The organism is Clostridium sp. C8-1-8 (assembly GCF_009928445.1).
Lineage (GTDB): Bacteria > Bacillota > Clostridia > Clostridiales > Clostridiaceae > Clostridium_AR.
The window spans coordinates 39,840-58,149 of sequence record NZ_JAABNO010000008.1 but is presented as its reverse complement, the minus strand read 5'-3'; the positions used below and the strand labels follow the sequence as shown (position 1 = coordinate 58,149).

Below are 18,310 nucleotides of genomic sequence, written 5' to 3'. Positions count from 1 at the left end.
ATTAGTCGCCTGCCAGAATTTCCTCACATACGTTCAGAAAAGGCAGATGCAGTTGTACAGAGTTATTATTTAAGGAGTGATACCAATGAGTAAGGTTATTGTTATAGGTGCTGGTCCTGCTGGGATGATGGCTGCAATTTCTGCAGCTAAAGAAAATCAAGTAATATTGCTAGATGGAAATAATAGATTAGGAAAGAAGCTGTTCATAACTGGTAAAGGTAGATGTAATGTTACTAATGCTAAGGATATAGGCGAATTTTTTGAGATGATACCTGGAAATCCTCATTTTCTATATAGCTCTCTTTATACCTTTACAAATGAAGACACTATGAACTTTTTTAGCAAAATGGGAGTTAAATTGAAAGTAGAGAGAGGCAGTAGAGTATTTCCTGAGTCTGACAAGTCTTCTGATATAATTAGTGCGCTTAGCAAAGCTTTAGAAGAAAGTAAGGTTAAGGTTATGCTTAATTCCAAGGTAAGTAAAATACTGGCTGACGGAAACAATATAAAAGCTGTAACTTTGGATGATGGAAAAGTTGTAGAGGGAGATAAGTTTATTTTATGTACAGGTGGAAAGTCGTATCCGCTTACTGGATCAACAGGTGAAGGTTTTGATTTTGCAAAGAAGCTAGGTCATAAAATAGTAGAGCCTAAACCATCTTTAGTTCCTATAGAGATAAAGGAACAATGGGTTAAAGAGTTACAAGGACTTTCACTAAAAAATGTAGAGCTTTCTATAAATAATGGTAAGAAGATTTTATTTAAGGATCAGGGCGAGATGATATTTACTCATTTTGGAATATCCGGACCATTAGTATTAAGTGGAAGTAGATTCGTTAAGAATGATAAAACTGAGTATAATATATCTTTAGATTTAAAACCGGCTCTAGATGAAAAGGAGCTAGACCTAAGGATTCAGAAGGATTTTCAAAAATATATAAATAAAGATTTTAAAAATTCACTTGGGGATTTACTTCCAAAAAGACTTATAGATACAATAATAAACTTAAGTGGTGTATCTGGTGATAAGAAGGTAAACGAAATAACTAAAGAAGAAAGAAGAAAACTTGTAGAACTACTTAAAAAACTAAGCTTTACTGTTAAGGGACTAAGACCAATAGCTGAAGCAATTGTTACAGCTGGTGGAGTTGATACAAAAGAAATCGATCCTTCAACTATGAAGTCAAAAATTCTTGATAACTTATTTTTTGCTGGTGAAGTAATAGATGTGGATGCTTTTACTGGAGGATACAATGTTCAAATTGCTCTTTCAACAGGATATCTGGCAGGTACTCATGTAAATGATATATAAAGATATATATGGAAATATATAAATTGTGGTATAATCATACATGAAGTAAAAAACGTATTGAGGAAAGGACGATTTATTTGAGATTATCAGTTGCTATTGATGGCCCAGCAGGTGCAGGAAAGAGCACCATAGCAAAGATTGTGGCTAAGAAATATAACCTAATGTACATTAATACAGGAGCTATGTACAGAGCTGTTACATATAAAGCATTGGAAAAAGACATATCTCCAGAAAACATAGAAGCTCTATGTGAACTTATAAAGGATATGGAAATGCATTTTGAAAATGATGAACTTTATCTTAATGGTGTTAACATAAATGACCAATTAACTTTACCTAATATTAGTAAAAGTGTTTCCGCATATGCGTCAATAAAAGAAGTTAGAGTAAGACTAGTGACACTTCAAAGAGATATGTCCAAGAGATATAATGTTATAATGGATGGTAGAGATATCGGCACAGTGGTTTTAAAAGATGCATCCTTTAAGTTCTTTCTTACAGCAAGCCCAGAAGAAAGGGCTACTAGAAGATACGAAGAACTAAAAGCTAAAGGTCTTGAGGTTCAATATGATTCAATATTAAAGGAAATAATACAAAGGGATTATTTAGATAGTAACAGAGAAATTGATCCACTTACCAAAGCTGAGGATGCCTTAGAGCTCGATACTACTGGTATTAACATTGAGCAAGTGGTAGAAAAAATTTGTGAATATATTAATAAAGAATTTTAATTTAGTACGAGGTAAAATATGAAAAAGGTTTTACTTGCTGAAAGTGCAGGATTTTGTTTTGGAGTAAAAAGAGCTGTAGAAGAAACTTTAAAGGTTCAAAAGCAATATAATAAAAAAATATTTACTTTAGGGCCTTTAATTCATAATAATGATGTAGTAAAAATGCTGGAAAGCAATAATATCTTTGCTATTGAGTTAGATGAGATAGACTCTCTTTCATCAGATGATGTAGTAGTAATACGTTCTCATGGTGTTCCAAAGGCTTTGATTGATCAACTTAATGATAAGGGTGTAACTGTAGTAAACGCAACATGCCCTTATGTTACTAATATTCAAAAGAAAGTAAATAAATATCATGATGAAGGATACAATATTATAATAGTAGGAGATAAAGACCATCCAGAAGTAGTAGGAATTAACGGATGGTGTAATAATGAAGCTATAGTTACTAAGAGTGGAGAGTTTAATGATAAGGTTCCAGATAAGGTTTGTATAGTTTCACAAACAACAGAAAAAAAAATCAACTGGGAAAAAGCATTAGATTCAGTAAATAATAATAGTAAAGATGTATTAGCTTTTAATACTATTTGTTCTGCTACTGACGTAAGACAAAAAAGTGCAGAGGAAATTTCAAAAAAAGTTGATGCTATGATTGTAATTGGTGGTAAGAATAGTTCTAATACAACAAAATTATTTCAAATTTGTAGAAATAATTGTGAAAGAACTTTTCATATAGAGAATCTAGAAGAGTTGCCTAAAGATTTACTTGAAGATGATTCTATCCATACTGTTGGAATAACTGCAGGTGCCTCTACACCTGATTGGATAATTAAGGAGGTTATTGATAAAATGAATAACGGAAATAATGAATTTAACGAGCAATTAGAGTTAATGGAAAAGTCTAATAAGAAGATACATGTAGGTGAGATATTAAAAGGTGAAATATTATCAATAGTTAGAAATGAAATAATTGTGGCTATAGATGGATATAAAGCTGATGGAGTTATTCCTTATTCTGAAATATCAGTTGATGAAAGCGTAAAGACTAATTTAGGTGAAAATTTTAAAGTTGGTGAGGATGTAGAAGCTAAAGTTTTGAGATTATCAAATGAAGAAGGCTACGTAGTGTTATCAAGGATAGAGCTAGAAAAAGAGAAAGCTTTTGATGAAGCACTTGAATACTTTAATCAAGGAAAAATAGTTACTGTAAAAGTAAATGAGATTGTAAATGGTGGTTTGGTAGCTGCATTTAAAGGTCTAAGAGTATTTATTCCTGCATCTCAAGTAGATATTAGATATACTGGTGACTTTAATAACTACCTTGGTAAAGACCTTGAAGTGAAATTCATTGAAGTTGAGAATGAAAAAAATATAAGAATTGTTGCTTCGAGAAGAGCTTTATTAGAACAAGAAAGAGATCAAAGAGAACAAAATGCTCTTAACTCTTTAACTGTTGGAGACGTAGTTGAAGGAACTGTTAAGAGATTTACAAGCTTTGGAGCATTTGTTGAAGTAAACGGAATAGATGGATTGGTTCATATATCTGAATTATCCTGGGGTAAGATAAACAATCCTTCAGATGTTCTTAAAGTTGATGATAAGGTTAAAGCTAAAGTGCTAGCTGTAGATGTTGAAAATAGAAAGGTATCCTTAAGTATAAAAGCATTAATTCAGGATCCTTGGCAAGACATTGAAGAAAAATATCCTGAAGGTAATATAGTATTAGGTAAAGTTGCAAGATTAAACGATTTTGGTGCTTTCCTTGAGTTAGAACCAGGTGTAGATGGTTTAGCTCATATTTCAAAGTTATCCTATAACAAGATTAATCATCCTTCAGAGGTTTTAAAGGTTGGAGAATTAGTTAAAGCTAGAATAATAAAAGTAGAAAAAGAAAACAAACGTATTGGTTTAAGTATAAAGGATGTATAATTAGGATATTTCAACAATATAATAATCTGTTTAGTAAATATTAGCTTAAAAAGAGTGTAGAATTATTTGATTTTACACTCTTTTATTATTTAAATAATTATTTTTTCTAATCAAGTAAATCTAACAATCAAAGGTCAGTTTTAGCTAAATTTTAATTTTATTATGGTACATTACATGTATTTGTTTAACATCATAATTTTAGTTGTCTGTTGATTTATTTTAAGAAGAATATTAAAATATTATTAGGTAAATAATGTAAAGGACATAATGGTATGATTAAGATTAAAAGATTTTGCTTCAAAAAAGACAAATTAATAGACCTTTTAAAAAAATCGAGAGATTTCAATTCATTCAATACTAGCCTTGAAAAGTACTATTATTTTAAGCCTCGTCTATTAAGATTTTTTATAAAAGATATAAGATATATATATTTAGATAAGGACTTGGTAGGGTACTTGTGGTTTGAAAATATATATGAAAAAACTTATTCAATAAAAGATTTGGTAATAGATAGAAATCTAGGGGATAAGTTAAATAAAGACAAGGACAAGTTTTTTGAAAAAGGTCTCTTTATATATGAATGTGAGGATACCGATTTTAGTAATTCTATACTAAAGTCATTGGGGTTTCGAAAGACAAGTGAGACACTACTGATGAAAAAGGATATAACAGCCATGTCTGATATAGATTTACCTAATAATATTTCATTTAAGTTCATGGAGAACAACAAGGAAGAAGATTTAAGATGTAATCTTCAAAATAATATTTTTGAAGAGGATAGTAGAATTCCTTTAACTTTGGATGATATATATTACGATCAGTGCCAAGAGTACTATCTCCCTAATTCCTCTGTTTTCATAAGAAACGGTAATGAAGCAGTAGGATATGGGCAAATCATATTTAATAACGGTAGCTATTTTATAGTTAATTTAGGTATAGTTAAAGAATATAGGGGAATGGGCTTTAGTACATATCTTCTAAATCACCTAGTAAATATTGCTTATAACAGAGGGATTAAAGAAATTGCCATAAGAGTTGATAAGCATAATGAAATAGCTAAGAAACTTTACTCAACCAATGGATTTCGCTTTGTTAATAATGTGAGTATTTGGGAGCGATAACGTTTTATTTTATTATAAAATTAATTTTATGCTTTGATGCATGATGACAAAGAGCTTTCTTCTTTACAGAAAATTATATTTTAGATAGAACTAATATGTATCCGTTGACATCTTAAATTTATATATTAAAGAAAGAATAAAAAGCAAAATAGCCAAGACTTAGTTGTCTTAGCTATTTTTTAATTTTAGAATAGGGATTCTGTTGGAACATAGGAAGCTTTGGTATACAAAACACTATCAGTTAAGTGAGTCCTGTAATAACCTCTATCTCCTATATCCACTGGTTTACTATCACTGTTTATCTCGGCAGTTTTAGTAGTTTCATTTGTTGGTTGATTGTTTTTTAAATCATACATAAAAAATCCCTCCTTATCTATTATTCCAATAAGAAGAGATTTTATTTATCTAATTTATATGTTTATAGTTAGTAGTAATTTTGTAAAAGCTCACATAGTCTTTTGGTTCCTTCTACTATTCTTTCTTCAGGCATGTTTGAGTAGTTTAATCTAAGATAATTTTTTACTCCACCATTTGCAAAAAACGAACTTCCTGGAACAAAGGCAACGTTAAACTTAAGAGCTTCTTCTAGTAATTTTACAGTGTCTATATCTTCTCTCAGCTGTAACCAAGTAAATAAACCACCTCTTGATCTTGTATATTCTATTTCTTTAGGCAACCACTTGTCCATACATTCGAACATCAAGTCTCGTCTCTTTCTATAAACATGCTTTATCCTATTAATATGTTTATCTAGATCATAGTTATTTAAATAATATGCTAGTATTCTTTGATCTAGTGAACTGCATTGTAAGTCAGAACTTTGCTTTAAGGTAACATATTTATTTATTACACTTTCATCTGCAAAGATATAGCCTAGCCTTAACCCAGGGCAAAAGGTTTTTGAGAAAGTGCCAAAATATATTATATATCCTTCAGTATCGAAGCTCTTTATAGTAGGAAGTCTTTCACCTTCAAGCACTAACTCTCCATATGGACTATCCTCTAATACTGGTATCTTATATTTATTTGCTATTTCTGCAAGTTTTTTTCTTCTTTCTATAGACATAGTAATTCCGGTAGGATTATGGAAGTCTGGAATTGTATAAATGAATTTGGCCTTTGGATATAACTCTAAAGTTTTCTCCAACTCTTCAACAATCATGCCATCTTGATCCATTGGTATCTCTACAAATTTGGCTCCATAGGTTCTAAAGGCATTAATAGCACCTAGGTAACTTGGTTTTTCTACTAGGATTATATCATCTTCATCTATAAACAATCTTCCACTAAAGTCTAATCCCTGCTGTGATCCACTAGTAATTAGAAGGTTATCTATAGAACCATCCATTCCAAAGGGCTTAAGTCTTTGTTCTAATATTGCTTTTCTTAAAGGATTATATCCCTCAGTAGTACCATATTGAAGTGCTTCATTTCCTTCAATATTTATAATCTCAGCAGTTAAACTTATAATCTCATCCTTAGGAAATAATTCTGGTGCTGGTAGCCCTCCAGCAAACGAAATAATTTCTGGATTTTCGATTAATTTTAGTATTTCTCTTATTTCTGAAGTTTTCATGGATTTGGTTATTTTTGAAAATTCCATATATAGTGTGCCCCCAATTTTATTTTATTTAGATATATTTTATATTTACCTATTATTATCTGCCAATATATAAAAACATGTCAATAGTAAAGTGGTTTATAAGGTTAACATATAGAATAAGAATAACTTAATAGTTGAGTTAAGAACTCTACAAGAGTCTGCAACTTCAATTTAAATATATTAAAATGAAAGCTATACAGTGTGGTTTTATAGAATTAATTGAGAATTAATATTGACAGAATAAAATACAAATGATATTATAATCTAAAGTTCGATAAATATAGAACTATAAAATTATCAGGAGAAGGTCTGTATGAAACTTGATGAAAATACCATTGGACAAGCCGTTAAGATTTATAAGGCTTTAGGTGAACCAACAAGAATAAAAATTATCAAAATTTTATATACACTGGAAGAGCTTAGTTGTAATGAGATTGAAGATAAAGCTTGTATATGTGCAAAGTCAACCTTATCTCATCATATGAAGCAACTGGCTGACTGCGGTTTAATAGAGCTTCGAAAAGATGGAATTTACCATTATTATAGATTAAATAAAGAAATACTAAGAGCCTTTGTTTCTTTGGAATGGGATTGATTTTAAATTACTATATGTAGAGTAAAGCTTAATAATTAGACAATTAAGTTAAATAACCAAACTATATACTATAGTTCTATAAATATAGAATTATAGAATTCACTTGAATAAATTAATTGAACACCGTAGTGTTTAAAAGATGGAGATGAATATATATGAATCAATTTAGTAGAAATAATACATTGCCGTTAATTATAATACCTAATACAGTACTTTTACCGGGTAAGAGTGTCACTGTTAAAGTAAATGAAGAAGCAGGAGCAAGCTTTTATGAGAAAGTTGCTGAAGAAGATAATTATGGAATTGTACTAGCTGTAAAAGGTGATAAGAGAGAGACTTTTGATGAACAGGACTTTTATACAGTAGGTACGCTAGTTAAAGTTGAAGAAGCTAAACCTCTTAATGATGGATATCATTTTGTATTAGATGTTATTGAAAGAGTATATGCTGAGGAGATTATTCCAGAGGGAGAAGATTTTAAGGCAACTTATGGACTTATTCCAGACGTAGTAGATATAGATGAAAACAATCAAATCGAAATGATGAAGAATATAAAGAGCTTAGTAAAGGAAATAAGTGCTAACTTTAAAGGTTCGGAAGCATATGTTGATTATATTAATAAACTTCAAGATATAAAGAGTATGATAGCATACTTATTCCCTTTCATGAATATTTCATTTGTTGAAAGGCAGGCTTTTTTAGAAATACGTTCATTAAGAGAGAAAAGTTTAAGATTTTTAGATATTTTAATTGAGCAAAGAGAAGCTGTAAGATTTCAAGTTGAGATGACAGAAAAGTTCAATAAGAAGGTCAATAAAAACTATAGAGAACAGATGCTAAGACAACAGCTTAAAGCAATCCAAGAAGAGCTTAATGAAACTGGTGAAGGCAATGATACTAAGAAGAAGGATTATAAAAAACTTATTCAGGATGCCAATATGCCAGAAGATGTTAAGGAAGTTGCTTTTAATGAACTAGAGAAGTTAGAGAGACAAAGTGCAAATAGCACAGAAGGAAATGTCATTAGAAATTATCTGGATTTATTAATTAGCTTGCCTTGGGGAAAAAGTGAAGTCAAGGACATAGATATTTTAGCTGCAAGAGACTTGCTTAACAGCAAGCATTATGGTTTAGATAAAGTTAAGGATCGTATAATACAGCATCTTACAATTATGAAACTAAAGCAGAATAAGCAAGGTTCCATACTACTTTTAGTTGGACCTCCAGGAACAGGTAAAACAAGCTTAGGAAAGAGTATTGCAGAAGCTTTAGATAGGAAATACGTAAGAATAAGTCTTGGCGGCGTAAGAGACGAAGCTGAAGTTAGAGGACATAGAAGAACTTATATTGGTGCATTACCAGGAAGAATAATTCAAGGAATGAAAAAAGCAGGAGAAAAAAATCCAGTTTTCATACTTGATGAAATTGATAAGCTATCAATGTCGGCAAATGGAGATCCTTCAAGTGCACTGTTAGAAGTACTTGATCCAGAACAAAACAGTACTTTTTCAGATCATTACTTAGAAGTTCCTTATGATCTATCAGAGGTATTCTTTATAGCTACAGCCAATTCCTTAGGGGATATACCAGGACCATTAAGAGATCGTATGGAAATTATAGATATAAGCAGCTATACAAGTACAGAAAAATTCCATATAGCAAAGAATCATCTTATAAATTCTGTTATTGAAGATCATGGACTAAGTAGTGACCAATTGCAGATAGAAGATGATGCAGTAAAAGCTGTAATTGAAAAATATACAAGAGAAGCTGGAGTTAGAGGATTAAAGAGACAGTTGTCTAAAATAACTAGAGTTTCAGCAGAAAAGATTGTAATAGGTGAAGTTGAACTACCTTACATAATAAAAGAAGATATGCTTACTGACATATTAGGTCGTGACTCAATACAATATGATAAAGCAAAAGAAAAGAATGCGCCAGGAGTAGTAACCGGACTTGCTTGGACTCCAGTTGGAGGAGATATACTTTTCATAGAAGGAGTAACTATGCCTGGTAATGGACAGCTTATGCTTACTGGTAAATTAGGTGATGTTATGAAAGAATCTGCAAGAATATCTCATAGTTTAATTCGATCAAGGCTTAGTCACCTATTAAAGAATTTTGAATTTAATAAAAATGATATACATATACATGTACCAGCAGGAGCAACTCCAAAGGATGGCCCATCTGCAGGTGTTGCATTATTCACAACAATGGCATCATTGTTAACTGGCCATGATGTAGACTCAAAGCTTGCTATGACAGGAGAGATATCCTTAAGAGGTGCTGTCCTTCCTGTTGGAGGAATTAAAGAAAAAGTTATAGCAGCGCATCGTTCAGGAATAAAGAGAATAATCCTGCCAAAGGATAATGAAAAGAACATATTAGATATTCCTGAAGAAGTAAGAAAAGATCTACAGTTTATAATTGTTGACACTATTGAAGAGGTATTAAGAGAAACTCTTGGATTGGAACTTCTACAGCCTTCATTAACTAATGTACTTGAAGAAGACAATTTAATAACTATTTAGTAAGCAAAAAGTCTATCACTTATGTTTTATAGGTGGTGGACTTTTTTTGAACATATGGACGGAGCTTGTGTCCCAAAATACTATGTAGCTTCAGCAACATTTATTTAATACATATTATATAGAGCTAAATATATACAGAAGATAGGTAATAATCAAGTTATGTTTAACAAAAAATTCATACTGGGCAAGGCAATAGGAAATAATATTTTTAAAATATTTTCTTAGAAACAGAGGATATTAAGTACGTACTTAGAAACTATATAGTAATATAATCTGCAAGAAGAGAGGTGTTGATAAAGATGGATTATGTAAAGTACATACGAGAGAAAGTTCATCATGATGCTATAAACCTAACTGGAGTTAATGTATTGATTATAAATGATAAAAATGAAGTGTTATTACAAAAGAGAGGAACCTTTCCGTACAAATGGGGACTGATAGGCGGCATTACTGAGCTTGGAGAAGCACTTGAAGATACTGCTAAAAGAGAAGCAAAAGAAGAAACTGGACTTGATATAGATAATCTTACCTTACTAGGAACTACTTCTGGTACAAATTGCTATATTGAATTTCCTACTGGTGATAAGGCTTACTTTATATCAATTGGTTATGTTACTAAAACATATACTGGAGAGCTAAAAGTGGATAATGTGGAGACAAAGGAACTTAAATTCTTTGAGTATGACAATTTACCAGAAGATATACCTAAAACTCATAGTATAATGCTTGATAAATATTATAAAAAATAAAAAGATTTTTAGTTTTATTTAGCTATAGTTGAAAGGCTAAGTAAATAAAATATACTTTCTTAATGTAGCTGCTCAAATTGAAGTTTATAGAATTTATTGGTTATTTTAAAATTAAATTAAAGCTTTTATCTAAAAATGTCGAAAATTATCGTGAATACATTTTTCAGTTAGGGGGCTTTAGTTTTGAAAATTAAAAGTTTAAGAATGAGAACGTTGGTATCAATACTTCCAGTAACAATTGCTTTGTTGAGTGTTCTTGCGCTATCTAGTTACTTTGTTGGAAAGAATATAATAAGCAAAGAGATTGACTCTAAGATTAATAATAAGATGAATGAATTAAGTTTATCTATTAGTAATAAGATAAATGCAAATTCAAGGGTAGCTGAAAGTTTGGCAAGAACAGTGGAGATTTCTTCAAATACGATTTCTACAGATCAGTATGGAAATTTAGTAAAGAAATATGCTTCTATCAATGAAGATACCTTAGGTACTGGTATTTGGTTTGAAGCAAATAAGTATAGAAATGATCTTAAGTATTATGGTCCATATGCTTATAAAGACGGTAATAAGATAGTTTATACTGAGGACTATATGAAAGAGGATTTCAATTATCTTTCTCAACCTTGGTATACTAGTGCTAAGAGTGCCAAATCAGCAGTTATTTGGACGCCTCCATATTATGATGAAAATACAAAGCTAACCATGGCTACGGCAGCAGCACCTTTTTATGATAGTGAAGGTAAATTCTTGGGTGCTACTACAGCTGATATAGAGCTGACTAATCTTCAAAAGATAGTAAATGATATGAATTTAGGCGGTACTAGTAAGGCCTTTTTATTAACAAAGGATGGTACTTATATTGCTGGTGTTGCAGCCGATAAAGTAATGAAGAGCAAAATTAATGAAGACAGTAAGTTTTCCGCTATAAGTTCTAGCATTGTCAGTGGCAATATTGGACATGAGAATTACAGTAATGGTAATGAAAAGAGAATTGTATATTATGAGCCTGTGCAAGGAACAGATTGGGTAGTTGGAATTACTGTTTCTAATTCAGAATTGTATAAGTCGCTGCAGTCATTACTTAATATATTGATTATTATAAGCGTAATTTTGATAGCCTTAATTGTAATAAGTATAGTGTTTTTCAGCAATTATTTGACCAATACTATTGGAAAAGTAACCAAGCTTACATCAATAATCTCTAATGGTGATATGACTCACAATATAGAAGTGAGCTCTGAAGATGAACTTGGTAAAATGTCTAAGGATTTAAATAATATGACTGAAAATCTGAGAGAGGTATTTGGTAATATATTAAACAGTTTAGATAATATAGTTGGTACTTCAGAAGAGTTGACTGCTAGTTCAGAAGAAACACATACTTCTGCGGAACAGGTTACCAATATAGTAATCAATATGTCTAATAAAGCTCAAGAATTGGCTAAGAATACTGAAGAAATATCAAATGTAGCAACTTATATAAATGAAGGTATAGTAAACATATCTGAAAATGTTATATCAACTTCCAAACTCTCTTCAGAAGCTACTGATAGGGCTAAGTCCGGAGAGCAAGTAATTAACGACGTTATTAAACATATGGGGAAAATAAGTGACCAGGTATCTGAATCTGCTAGAATAGTAAATAATTTAGGTGAAAAATCCAATAAGATAGACAGTATAGTTTCACTTATTAATGAAATTTCTGAGCAGACCAATCTTCTTGCTTTAAACGCTGCTATTGAGGCTGCTAGAGCAGGAGAGCAAGGAAAAGGCTTTGCAGTAGTTGCCGATGAAGTGAGAAAGCTTGCTGAACAGTCAGGTAATGCCTCAGGTGAGATAAGCAAACTTATTATGGAAATTCAGAAAGAGATTGCAGAAGCTATGATTGCTATGAGCTCAGGTAACTCTGCTGTAGATAGAGGAAAAGATATGATAAACAATGCTGGTAAGTCCTTTAACTATATTGTGAACTCAATAGAAGATGTTTCTCAACAGATGGGCTCGATAGTTAATGTAATAAGTGGAATTAAAGAAAGTTCACAATCTATGATAGATGCTGCAGAAAATGTGTCAGATGTATCTAAATCAAATTCAAGCAGTATAAAGGATGTAGCATCTTCTTCTGAGGATCAAATAATACAGATGCAGCAAGTAGCTGAAGCTGCAGAAGCCTTAACAGGAATAGTGATAGAGCTTCAAAGTAGTATCTCAAAGTTTAAGATATAAATGATTATAGGATTTCTAACTCAACTATTAAGTTGTACGTGCCCGATGATCACCAGAAGCCGCGAACTTGATATTTAATAAAAGCCATGTGAAATAGGGATTGCCCTATACACATGGCTTTTTACTATATAGACATCTGTACTTTCTTTGTTGAATAAACCTAGCGATAATTCATAATACAGTCCTTAACTAGCTTTTAACTCATCGTATTTATCTACCTTTGTTAAAGGAGGAAACAACTTCATCCAGATTAGGACTACAACTATAGTTCCTATTCCACCAATTAAAGCAGCTGGAACTGTACCAAATAGAGAAGCTGTTAAGCCTGATTCAAACTCACCTAATTGGTTAGAGGTTCCTATAAATATCATATTAACTGAGCTTACTCTACCTCTCATGTTATCTGGAGTTTCAAGCTGGACAAGGGTAGAACGTATAACAACGCTAATTACATCCGAAGCACCTAGAACAAAGAGTGCTAAGAAGGATATAATAATAGATTTAGAAATAGCAAAGACTATAGTAGATAGCCCAAAAAATATAACTGCTATAAACATTGCTTGTCCAACTTTTCTCTTTAGAGGCTTTCTTGCAAGATAAAGGGACATAAGTAGTGCTCCAACGGCTGGAGCTGATCTAAGAACTCCTAAACCGAAAGAACCTATATTTAAGATTTGACTTGCATAAATCGGAAGCAAAGCAGTAGCTCCTCCAAAAAGTACTGCAAACAAATCTAAAGATATAGCTCCTAATACGATTGGTCTACTTTTAATAAATGAAATTCCAGCAAATAAAGATTTTAAGCTAGCAGGCTCAGGCTTGAAGTTCTCTTTTTTTATTGCGATTTGAGATATTAATATGCTGGAGATAAAAATTAAAATACCAGTTAAGCTATAGACTAAAGTTGGTCCAAAAGAATAAAGTATACCTCCTACACCTGGCCCTATAATTACCGCAAACTCAGACACAGAAGACATTAATGCTGAGGCTTTCGGGAAAATATCTTTACTTACTATATTAGGCAGTAAGGCTTGCATTGGAGGCCCTTGAAATGAATGGCATATAGCAATAAAAAAGATTAAGATAAGAAATCTTTCTTTGGTAAGATAATTACTATAGCTACCATAAGCTAAAGCTAATATAAACAAACCTTCGCAAATCTGGCTTATACTTATTATTTTTCTACGATCATGTCTATCAGCAAGATGGCCAACGAATAATGATAAGAGAAGCATAGGCAAAAATTGAACTAGTCCAACAAGACCAAGATAAAAAGCAGAATGTGTTAATGTGTACATTTGCCAACCTATAGCTATTGTAAGCATTTGATAAGCAAAGTTGGTAGATACTCTAGCTACAATAAGAAATCTTAAGGATTTATTCTGTAGCAAGCTAGTGTTTTTCAGTGAAGTCATTTTAATTCAACGCCTTTCTATGAGTATGTTTATATAGTAAAAAAGTAGTTTAATAAAGCAAAATTATGTATTGAGTATGTTTTAATCTGTTAAAATTTTTTTAATGACGACATTCCTAGTATATAACACAAGGCAATTTGTATCAAGTGCATAAACTTTTCAAGTTATCATCTCAGCAATAATAAAAGCTTTTAGAGAAAAATATATCAAAGTGCTACATTTATACTTATACGTCCAATTAATCATTAGATATGCAAACATTAATGAAATACATTAAGAAATACTACTTTGGGCATAATGGATTTGAGGTGGAAATAATGGAGGAAAATATAAATAAAAATATAGTTATTCAAGATATTAATAATGCATTAGTGGATTGTCCAGACATAGCTAAGAAGAAAGTATATATAGAAAATAAACATGAAGCCTTCTTTATATATGTTAATGAGATGATTGACTACAACTTAGTGCAAAGGGATTTTATTAACCCTTTAACAAATATGACTTTAGAGCAGTTGTCCAATGAAAAGAACGTAAATAATATTCCTTCTAGCACAGTAAACCTTTTGTATAGTACCAGTGAAATAATTGATAGCATTACTAAAGGTAGTATAGTTTTGGTTTGCGATAAGATAACTTATGCTATAGCTTCTCTAAATTTACTTTATGAGAAGAGGCCCATTGAAGAGCCTGTAACAGAGAAGAATGTTAGAGGTTCTCATGAAGGCTTTGTTGAACCAATAGACATTAATATGTCTATACTGCGAAGAGCTATTAAAAATAATAATTTGAAGTTTAAAACTGTGGTATTAGGAAGAGAAACTAAGCAAACTGCTGCTATTGCTTATATTAATGGCATAGCTAATATGGACTTAGTAAACAGTACTTTTGAAAAAATAAGCAGTATTGATTCAGATGGTGTTCCTGTGGTTGGATTTATTGAGCAGAAAATAATAAGTTCTCCTAACTCAGTGTTTCCGCAATTTATATCTACAGAAAGACCAGATAAAGCTATATCCTCTCTTTTAGAAGGAAGAATAGTTATTATGTTAAATGGAACCCCCAGAGTTATTATTGCACCAGTTAGTTTTTTTTCCTTTTTTCAAGCTATGGATGATTATGCTTTTATGTGGGTTTCAGGATCTTTTTATAGATTTTTAAGAATTATAGCTTTTACAGTAGCGCTTTTGCTTCCATCTATGTATATCGCAATAATTTCCTTTCATTACTATGCGGTACCACTTTCTCTATTGATTTCTTTAGCAGAATCTAGATCAAAAGTTCCCTTTCCGCCAATTGTAGAGGCTTTGATGCTAGAGTTTACAGTAGATATGATAAGAGAAGCGGCTATAAGACTTCCGACTTATGTAGGAACCGCTATAAGTGTGGTTGCAGGTCTTATTATAGGTCAGGCTGCAGTAGAAGCAGGCATAGTTAGTAATCTATTAATAATAATTGTTGCTGTTACTGCCGTAGCATCATATACATTGCCAAGTCAGGATATGGCTACAGCAATTCGTATTTTAAGATTTGCATATATGATATTAGCTTCAATATTTGGAATTATAGCAATTGTAATGTGCTTCGCACTAACCATGGCTCACTTGATTAAGCTGGAATCTTTAGGGCAACCATATTTTCAACCAGTAGTTCCTCTTAAAAAGTATGATTTAAAAGATAGTTTTTTAAGAATGCCCTTTAAGTTCTTGAAAAAGAGGACCTCCATGACAAAGACTAAAAATAAGTTTAGAGGAGGTAATTGATACGGGAAAACACAATGTAACCTCTAAACAAATGGTGTTACTTACCTTTGTGGCACAAACAGGAGTATCAATGATAACTCTTCCAACTGTAATGGCAAGAGCTGTTGGTCATGATGGGTGGATATCCGTTTTGCTAGCTGGAGTTTTATCTATAGTTATCGGTATACTTGTTATTCATCTTTTAAATAGATATAAGGATAAATCAATATATGATATAAATAAACTTATATACGGAAGAATCATTGGCAGCTGCATCAATGTGATATTGATTATATTTTTATTTTTAGCTGCAGCAAACAGTGTAAGAGCTTTTTCAGTATTTTTGGAAATAACTATATTACCTACCACACCAGTCTACGTGATTTCACCATTTATAATGCTTCCATCTATATATATGGTTGGTTCTGGACTTAAATATGTAGTTAGATTTAAATATGTATCTTGCGTATCATATTTGTTATCCTTTTTATATTTACTACTATTACTAAAAGATTATAATATATCTTTTCTTATGCCGGTGGGAGAAGTAGGTGCTTTAAATATATTAAAAAGCGTAAAAACAGGATTCTTTGCTTTTTTAGGGCTTGAAATAATAGCTTTTATTTATCCGGAAATTACAGATAAGGAAAACTTAATGAAATGGCATGGCATAGCAATTGGATTGAGCACTATATTTTCTCTTATGATTGTATTATCAGGAACAGCACTATTTGGTGAAAACTTCCTAAAGGTTCAAAACTTACCTCTTTTCAATATCGCTAGAGTTTATAAGGCACCAGTGTTAGAAAGATTAGACTTATATCTTATAACCGTTTGGTTTGTAGTTATGGGATGCTCTATGAGAGCATATATGATGGCGGCTTATTATAGTTTGGGAAAACTATTTAAGTTGAAGGATACAAGAGGTATGGTACTATTATTTTTTATTCTGCTTATTTTAGTAAGCAGAATACCAAGAGACTTCAATCAGGTTTTTTTCTTTAGAGAGATTTTAAGTCAAGTTGGTATAGTAATATATTTGTTTTTTATCCTATGCTTGATTTTATCCTATTTTAGAAGCAAAGGAGTAAAAGATGATGCAGAAAATTAAGAAGACATTAATTTTATCAGAAATACTAATCTTTGCTCTACTGCAAAGCGGTTGTTGGGATCAAAAGATATTTGAAAAAATAGGCTTTATTCTTCAAACTGGGGTAGAGCTAAGTGAAAACAATAAGATAGTTTATACTATTAATATGCCAGAGGTAGATCCTTTTGCAGAAGAAAAGGTTGAAGTTTTATCAACAACTACAAATCTAATGAAAGAAGCTCAAGATAAGCTAAAGCTTTCCTCTGGGAAAAATATAGAGGGAGGCAAAAATCAGCAATTATATTTTTCTAAAGATATATCGAAAAATGGGTTAGATGAATATTTGGAGTATTTTTTAAGAAGTCCTGAAAGCTCCTTGATATCAAACTTAGTTATTGTTGAAGGCAGTCCTAAGGAACTTATTGAGTATAGCAAAGATTTTAAAGACAAACAGAGACCTTCTTTTTATGTTAATGATTTGCTTGATGAAGCAATTAAGAATTCTTTTACCATAGAGTCAAAAATTTATCAGTTTTCTATATTAAGTCACAGTAAAACTATAGATCCAACCGCAACCTATATAGGATATGACAAAAATGGAATTACAGTATTAGGTTCAGCGGTGTTTAATGGGGATAAGTTAGTTGGAACGATAAATACAAAGCAAGCTGCCATGTTAAATTCTTTGAGAGGAAAAAAAGGTCGAATTCACTATATGTATAATGGCAAATATGCACAAAGATTAGAATCTAATAAAAAAAATGGTGCCTCCTTAGAGATGAAAATTAAAAAAAGAAAAGTTAAAGTTAAAACTGATGGTGATAAAGTTACCATAGATATAGATTTAAAATTTAAGGGATCAGTGACAGAGTACTTAGGCCCAATTGATTTGTCAAATCCAAAGGATAAGAAGTTGTTCGAGGATGACGTTAGTAGATGTATATCATCAGATTGCTCAGACCTAGTATCTTATCTTCAGGAAATAGGCTCTGATCCAGTAGGCTTTGGTGAAATTATGAGAGCAAAGCATAATCAATATTGGAAAACAAAAAATTGGAAGGATGAATATAAGAGGGCAGAGGTAAAGGTTAATGCTAAGCTGGATATTGAATTTTTCGGAGCTATTACAAATCAATAAAATAATTATTTTTTAACTGATAAGTTTTTCTTAATTATGCTGTTGCACATTGCGCAAAAAAGTATAAATTTGATTGTTGTAAATATTTGATTTAAAAAATCACTATAGGAGTGCCTATAGTGATTTTT

At 31.4% G+C, this 18,310-nt stretch carries 14 protein-coding genes; 11 read left to right on the top strand and 3 right to left on the bottom strand.

Features of this window, described 5'->3' with window-relative positions:
* The first annotated feature begins 85 nt into the window (after positions 1 to 85).
* The 4 genes from GXK57_RS10250 (at position 86) to GXK57_RS10235 (ending at position 5,093) form a co-directional block, all read left to right on the top strand.
* Entirely contained in the window at positions 86 to 1,312 is a 1,227-nt protein-coding gene (locus GXK57_RS10250; protein WP_160675385.1) for an NAD(P)/FAD-dependent oxidoreductase, read from the top strand.
* Between the two features lie 71 nt (positions 1,313 to 1,383).
* The gene (gene cmk, locus GXK57_RS10245) at positions 1,384 to 2,043 is read left to right on the top strand and encodes a (d)CMP kinase (protein ID WP_202127709.1); all 660 of its coding nucleotides are present in this window, start codon (positions 1,384 to 1,386) and stop codon (positions 2,041 to 2,043) included.
* An 18-nt stretch (positions 2,044 to 2,061) separates the two neighbouring features.
* Positions 2,062 to 3,972 carry a bifunctional 4-hydroxy-3-methylbut-2-enyl diphosphate reductase/30S ribosomal protein S1 gene (locus GXK57_RS10240; RefSeq protein ID WP_160675379.1) on the top strand — a complete coding sequence of 637 codons (1,911 nt, stop codon included), beginning with the start codon at positions 2,062 to 2,064 and terminating at the stop codon, positions 3,970 to 3,972.
* A 272-nt stretch (positions 3,973 to 4,244) separates the two neighbouring features.
* Positions 4,245 to 5,093 (top strand): GNAT family N-acetyltransferase, encoded by an 849-nt coding sequence (locus tag GXK57_RS10235; protein ID WP_160675377.1) that lies wholly within the window; start codon positions 4,245 to 4,247, stop codon positions 5,091 to 5,093.
* Positions 5,094 to 5,278: 185 nt separating this feature from the next.
* Here GXK57_RS10235 and GXK57_RS10230 read toward each other — a convergent pair whose 3' ends face one another.
* The gene (locus GXK57_RS10230; RefSeq protein ID WP_160675374.1) at positions 5,279 to 5,449 is read right to left on the bottom strand and encodes a hypothetical protein; all 171 of its coding nucleotides are present in this window, start codon (positions 5,447 to 5,449) and stop codon (positions 5,279 to 5,281) included.
* A 68-nt stretch (positions 5,450 to 5,517) separates the two neighbouring features.
* Complete coding sequence (locus GXK57_RS10225) at positions 5,518 to 6,696, bottom strand: PLP-dependent aminotransferase family protein (protein ID WP_160675371.1); 1,179 nt, start codon at positions 6,694 to 6,696, stop codon at positions 5,518 to 5,520.
* Positions 6,697 to 7,009: 313 nt separating this feature from the next.
* On the opposite strand from GXK57_RS10225, the gene GXK57_RS10220 reads away from it, so the two are divergent.
* The 4 genes from GXK57_RS10220 to GXK57_RS10205 all read left to right on the top strand — a co-directional run bounded on the left by GXK57_RS10220 (position 7,010) and on the right by GXK57_RS10205 (position 12,797).
* Entirely contained in the window at positions 7,010 to 7,291 is a 282-nt protein-coding gene (locus GXK57_RS10220) for a metalloregulator ArsR/SmtB family transcription factor (RefSeq protein WP_128213393.1), read from the top strand.
* Between the two features lie 155 nt (positions 7,292 to 7,446).
* A complete protein-coding gene (gene lon, locus GXK57_RS10215) occupies positions 7,447 to 9,822 on the top strand; it encodes an endopeptidase La (RefSeq protein ID WP_160675368.1) in 2,376 nt (791 codons plus the stop codon).
* Positions 9,823 to 10,121: 299 nt separating this feature from the next.
* Positions 10,122 to 10,571, top strand: coding sequence for an NUDIX domain-containing protein (locus tag GXK57_RS10210; protein WP_160675365.1), 450 nt, complete (start codon positions 10,122 to 10,124; stop codon positions 10,569 to 10,571).
* A gap of 183 nt (positions 10,572 to 10,754) precedes the next feature.
* Entirely contained in the window at positions 10,755 to 12,797 is a 2,043-nt protein-coding gene (locus GXK57_RS10205; protein ID WP_202127705.1) for a methyl-accepting chemotaxis protein, read from the top strand.
* 185 nt (positions 12,798 to 12,982) lie between these two features.
* Here GXK57_RS10205 and GXK57_RS10200 read toward each other — a convergent pair whose 3' ends face one another.
* Positions 12,983 to 14,212: an MFS transporter gene (locus GXK57_RS10200; protein ID WP_160675362.1), complete on the bottom strand. Its 1,230-nt coding sequence runs from the start codon at positions 14,210 to 14,212 to the stop codon at positions 12,983 to 12,985.
* Positions 14,213 to 14,529: 317 nt separating this feature from the next.
* On the opposite strand from GXK57_RS10200, the gene GXK57_RS10195 reads away from it, so the two are divergent.
* Genes GXK57_RS10195 through GXK57_RS10185 form a run of 3 tightly spaced genes read left to right on the top strand, consistent with a single transcriptional unit; the run spans position 14,530 to position 18,182 of the window.
* Positions 14,530 to 15,975, top strand: a complete 1,446-nt coding sequence (locus GXK57_RS10195) for a spore germination protein (protein ID WP_243156402.1) — start codon at positions 14,530 to 14,532, stop codon at positions 15,973 to 15,975.
* Positions 15,953 to 17,065, top strand: coding sequence for a GerAB/ArcD/ProY family transporter (locus GXK57_RS10190; protein ID WP_347709089.1), 1,113 nt, complete (start codon positions 15,953 to 15,955; stop codon positions 17,063 to 17,065). Before GXK57_RS10195 ends, GXK57_RS10190 begins: the two co-directional genes overlap by 23 nt.
* A complete protein-coding gene (locus GXK57_RS10185; protein WP_160675353.1) occupies positions 17,049 to 18,182 on the top strand; it encodes a Ger(x)C family spore germination protein in 1,134 nt (377 codons plus the stop codon). The genes GXK57_RS10190 and GXK57_RS10185 overlap by 17 nt, the downstream gene beginning before the upstream one ends.
* Positions 18,183 to 18,310: the final 128 nt, after the last annotated feature.